Genomic DNA, 4350 nt, shown 5'->3' with positions numbered 1-4350 from the left:
GAGCGCGGCGGCCACGGCCGACTGTTTCGCGGCGACCTGCGCGGCATACGGGCTGCCCATCAGCGTGCACGAGCGACACGCGCCCGCGTCGTAGTAGCGGCAGTCCACGAACGACGAGAATACGGGTGTGCAGGTGAGCATCCGCGTCCGTCCTGGCGCCTCGCGGACCCGAGTCGGTGGGCTGTGGGGCGAGGAGGCCTTGGTCGTCGCGGTGTCCGCACCCGCAGTGGACGGACGCGCCAACGAGGCCGTATGCCGTGCCCTCGCCGCCGCGTTCGGCGTGCGTCCGCGGGCCGTCACCATCGTTCGTGGCACGACCGCTCGGAGCAAGGTCGCCGAGATCGACGCGGTGGCGGCAGAACTGCAGGTGCGCCTGGCCGAACTGCGCGCCCTAGGCTGACCGTCATGGCTCGCCTGCTCGATGTCCACCCGGTCGACCCCCAGCCGCGCGCGATCCGCGCCGCGGTCGATGTCCTGCGGGACGGCGGCCTGATCGCCTATCCGACCGACTCCGGTTATGCCCTCGGAGCGACCATGGGCAATCAGGAGGCCAAGGACCGGATCCGCGAGATCCGCCGGCTCGACGACAAGCACCACTACACGCTCGTCTGTCGCGACTTCGCGCAGCTGGGTCATGTCGTGATCGTCGACAATGCGGTCTTCCGGGCGGTCAAAGCGGCAACTCCGGGCCCGTACACCTTTATCCTGCCGGCGACCAAGGAAGTGCCGCGAAAGCTCTTGCAGGCCAAGAAGAAGACCGTGGGCGTGCGCATTCCCGGCACGCCGATCGTGCAGGCGCTCCTGGCCGAACTCGGCGAACCGATGCTCAGCAGCACCTTGATCCTGCCGGGGGAGGAGGAGCCCATGACCGAGGGGTGGCTGGTCAAGGACGAACTCGACCACAGCGTCGACCTGATCTTGGATGCCGGGGAGTGCGTGGCCCGTCCGACGACCGTGGTCGACTACTCCAGTGGCGTGCCCGAGGTGGTGCGCGTCGGGGCGGGCGATCCGTCGCGCTTCCTCGACTGAGTGACAGGGACGCTTAGACGACGGGGAGCAAGGGACGCGAATCAGCCAGGGCGAGCAACGGCGACGTGTGCTCGCCGTCGGGTGAGGTCCACGCGATGGTTGCCGCGCCCGTCGCGGTGTCGCCGACGAGGTCGACCCGGTCCTCGCCGGCGCTCCACGACATGGTGATGCTGCTGCCCGAGCCGTCGGCCGTGAAGTCACCGTCGAAGGCCGGGTGGCTGTTCCGGATCCGGATCAAGGCGCACAGGGCACGCACCACGGGCGCGTTCAGCGCGGCTGCGATCTCGTGCCGGGTGTAGGAATGCCGATTGACGTCGCGCCCGATGTTCGTGCGGGTGAGCAGGGCGACGTCATTGTGGCCCGCGAGCAGTCCCACGTAGTAGACCTGGGGGGTCCCAGGCGTGAAGAACTGGATGGCCCGGGCGAGGAGGTACTTGCCGTCATCGGCACCGAGTGCGTCATAGAAGGTCGAATTCACTTGGTAGATATCGACATTCGAGGCGGCGCCACCTGATGCAAAGAGTGAGGTCTCGCCGGAGTTGCGGTGAATCGCCTCGATAAGCGTGGTGATCTGGGCATTCGACAGCAGGCCGGGGTTGCCCGGGTCGTGGCCGTCCTCGGCCACATCGATGACGCCGATCCCGTCGTGGGTGTCGAGCACAGTGACGGCATTGGTCGGCCGCACGGTGAACCAGTGCAGCAGCGGCGCGACATCGCCCGCGGTCAGGGCGTGCAGCACCAGTGGGGGCAGGGCGAAGTCGTAGACCTTGTCGACCTGAGCGGCGATCTCGACCTGGCGCTGGAAGTAGGAGTGCACCTCGACGATGACATCGAGACCGCGGGCCGCGCACCAGTCGCTGACCTGGTGGATGAAGGCGAAGGTCTCCTCGGTCATGAAGGAGGTCAGCCCGGGTGACTTGACGGCATAGCCGACAGCGTCCAGTCGGACACGCTTGACACTGCTCCCGGCGAGCAGATCGAGCACCCGCTGCAGGTATTGCAGGGTCAGGGGCGCCCGGACGTCGATGTCGATCTGTTCCTCGGTGAAGGTGGTCCAGACAAGGTGTTTGGTGCCATCGGCCTGCTCATAGACCGTGAAGGGCAGACCCGGTCGTGGGCGGGTCAGCATCATCAGCTCCGACTCTGTCGCACCCTTGGGGAAGGCGCTGCCGAAGGTCAGGAACATCCCGTCATAGGGGGAGTCCGGGCCGTGTCGCAACCAGTCCTGGAACTGCGGTGATGCCGAGGAGACGTGGTTGACGATGAGGTCCGCGGTCACCGGATAGTCGGCCGCGATCTCGCGGATGTCGGCCCACGAGCCCAGGCGAGGATCGACTTCGGTGTGATCGGCCGGGTCGAAGCCGGCGTCGGCACCGTCGTGCGGCCGGTAGAAGGGCAGGATGTGCACACCGCCGAAGAGGCCCGCGAGTGGCCCGTCGAGGACCTGCTTCAAGCCGGGCAGACTGCCGCCCAAACGATCGCAGTAGGTGATGAGTTCGACCTGGTCAGGCATCTGTCCCGCTCCTGTTCCTGGTCATCGTTGACCAGCAACGTCGAGTCCGTGCGGCTCTCTTTCAGGCTAGGCCGCACGTGGTGTTACCCGCGCGTCCGCAGGCACGAATGTGATGCGATGCATGCCACGTTGCGTCCCCCTGGCGGGTCACACGCCGTAGAGATGGTCTCCACGGCGATAGCGCTCGTTGACATCGGTGAGCATCGCCGCCAGACCCGACTCGTCGAGCTTGTCGTAGGCCGTGAAGCGGATGCAGGACTTGCCGCAACTGACGCTGCCCAGCTGCTCGCGATAGCGCTCGGCAAGGTACTGACCGTCGATGACCGCGCAGGCATACAGAGCGAGGTGCCGCTTTTGCGGCATGAGTCCGAGGACAGGGATCTGCTGGAGGGTGGGGGAGGACTTCGTGCGATAGTCGATGCGGCCGTAGCCGAGGCCGGCCCCGCCGAAGTTCCAGTCCTTGAAGACGCGCTCCATGTCAGGGGCGTATGCCGTGATGGCAGCGTCCATGCGACGCAGGTCCGCTTCTCGAGGGCCGGCAGCCGCGAACCATTGCTCGATCGTGTCGGCGTCCACCCGCATAGTCGTACGCTACAGGCGCCGCCACCCAGGGAGGTGCGACCGATGGCCGTCAACGCGCCCGGAAACTCCGAGTCCGTTTTCACGTATGGCGCGCCCCGCCTCAAGGTCGGGGCCGGGGCCTCCGCCGAGATCGGTTACGACATCGCCCAGCTGGGCGCGAAGCGGGCCCTGCTCATCACCGATGCCGGGGTGGCAGCGACCGGGGCCCCGGCACGCATCGCCGAGCAGATGCGGGCATACGGCGTCGAGTGCGAACTCTTCGACGACGTGCACATCGAGCCGACCGACGCCAGCCTGCGGCACGCCATCGCCTGGGCGCGTGACGGCGGGCCGTATGACGCGTATGTCGCGGTCGGCGGCGGGTCGAGCATCGACACAGCCAAAGCGGTCAACCTACTGACAACGAACCCGGGGGAGTTGCTCGACTATGTCAACCGGCCGGTCGGCGCTGGCCGGTCGCCCATCGAGCCGCTGCGCCCGCTGATCGCCGTGCCGACCACGACGGGGACCGGCTCGGAGTCGACGACGGTGTGCGTTCTGGACGTGATCGGGCTGTCGGTCAAGACCGGAATCTCCCACGAGGCGTTGCGGCCCACGCTGGCGGTGGTCGACCCGGAGCTGACGTTGACCCAGCCGACCGGTGTGACTGCGGCCAGCGGGATGGACATCCTGTGCCATGCGCTGGAGAGCTACACCGCGCGGCCCTACACCGGCTTCGAGCGGCATCGAGCCGCGGAGCGCGTTCCCTATTGCGGGGCGAACCCGATCGCGGATATGTGGTGCGAGAAGGCGCTAGCCCTGCTGGCCGGCTCCTTCCGGCGCAGCGTCCGCGACGGGTCCGACCGCCAGGCTCGCGGGGAGATGGCACTCGCGGCGACCTTCGCAGGCATGGGCTTCGGGAACGCCGGCGTTCACATCCCGCACGCGAACGGTTACCCGATTGCGGGGCAGGCCAAGGACTTTCGCGCCGCGGACTATCCGCAGGGGGAGGCGCTGGTCCCGCACGGGGTGGCCGTCGCTCTCACCGCGCCCGAGGCTTTCCGATTCACTTTCGCGGCAGCGCCCGAGCGTCACCTTCGTGCCGGCCGGTTGCTGAATCCGGATGCGGTCATGACATCTGACCCGGCGGACTTCCTGCCGGGCATCGTGGCCGCGCTGATGGCGGACATCGGCCTACCGAACGGGCTGGCAGCGGTCGGATTCGGCGCGGGCGATATCGCCGACCT

Annotated in this window: 5 protein-coding genes; 3 read left to right on the top strand and 2 right to left on the bottom strand. The window is 67.7% G+C overall.

Annotated elements, in window-relative coordinates:
- Positions 1-133 precede the first annotated feature (133 nt).
- Both PKH97_RS14205 and PKH97_RS14200 read left to right on the top strand, forming a co-directional pair.
- On the top strand, positions 134-400 hold the full coding sequence (locus PKH97_RS14205; protein WP_324388202.1) for a DUF167 domain-containing protein: 267 nt from the start codon (positions 134-136) through the stop codon (positions 398-400).
- 5 nt (positions 401-405) lie between these two features.
- Positions 406-1029, top strand: a complete 624-nt coding sequence (locus tag PKH97_RS14200) for an L-threonylcarbamoyladenylate synthase (protein WP_324388200.1) — start codon at positions 406-408, stop codon at positions 1027-1029.
- Positions 1030-1042: 13 nt separating this feature from the next.
- On the opposite strand, the gene gtfA is transcribed toward PKH97_RS14200, so the two are convergent.
- Together gtfA and PKH97_RS14190 are read right to left on the bottom strand one after the other, a co-directional pair.
- The gene (gene gtfA / locus PKH97_RS14195) at positions 1043-2542 is read right to left on the bottom strand and encodes a sucrose phosphorylase (protein WP_324388199.1); all 1500 of its coding nucleotides are present in this window, start codon (positions 2540-2542) and stop codon (positions 1043-1045) included.
- A gap of 147 nt (positions 2543-2689) precedes the next feature.
- Positions 2690-3124, bottom strand: a complete 435-nt coding sequence (locus PKH97_RS14190; RefSeq protein ID WP_324388198.1) for a DUF1801 domain-containing protein — start codon at positions 3122-3124, stop codon at positions 2690-2692.
- A 42-nt stretch (positions 3125-3166) separates the two neighbouring features.
- On the opposite strand from PKH97_RS14190, the gene PKH97_RS14185 reads away from it, so the two are divergent.
- A partial coding sequence (locus PKH97_RS14185; protein WP_324388197.1) for a hydroxyacid-oxoacid transhydrogenase occupies positions 3167-4350 on the top strand: 1184 nt, incomplete at its 3' end.

The sequence above is a fragment of the Nostocoides sp. genome, assembly GCF_035343835.1.
In the GTDB taxonomy this organism is placed as follows: domain Bacteria; phylum Actinomycetota; class Actinomycetes; order Actinomycetales; family Dermatophilaceae; genus Nostocoides_A; species Nostocoides_A vanveenii.
The sequence above is the reverse complement of the archived record's forward strand: the minus strand, read 5'-3'. Positions and strand labels throughout refer to the sequence as shown.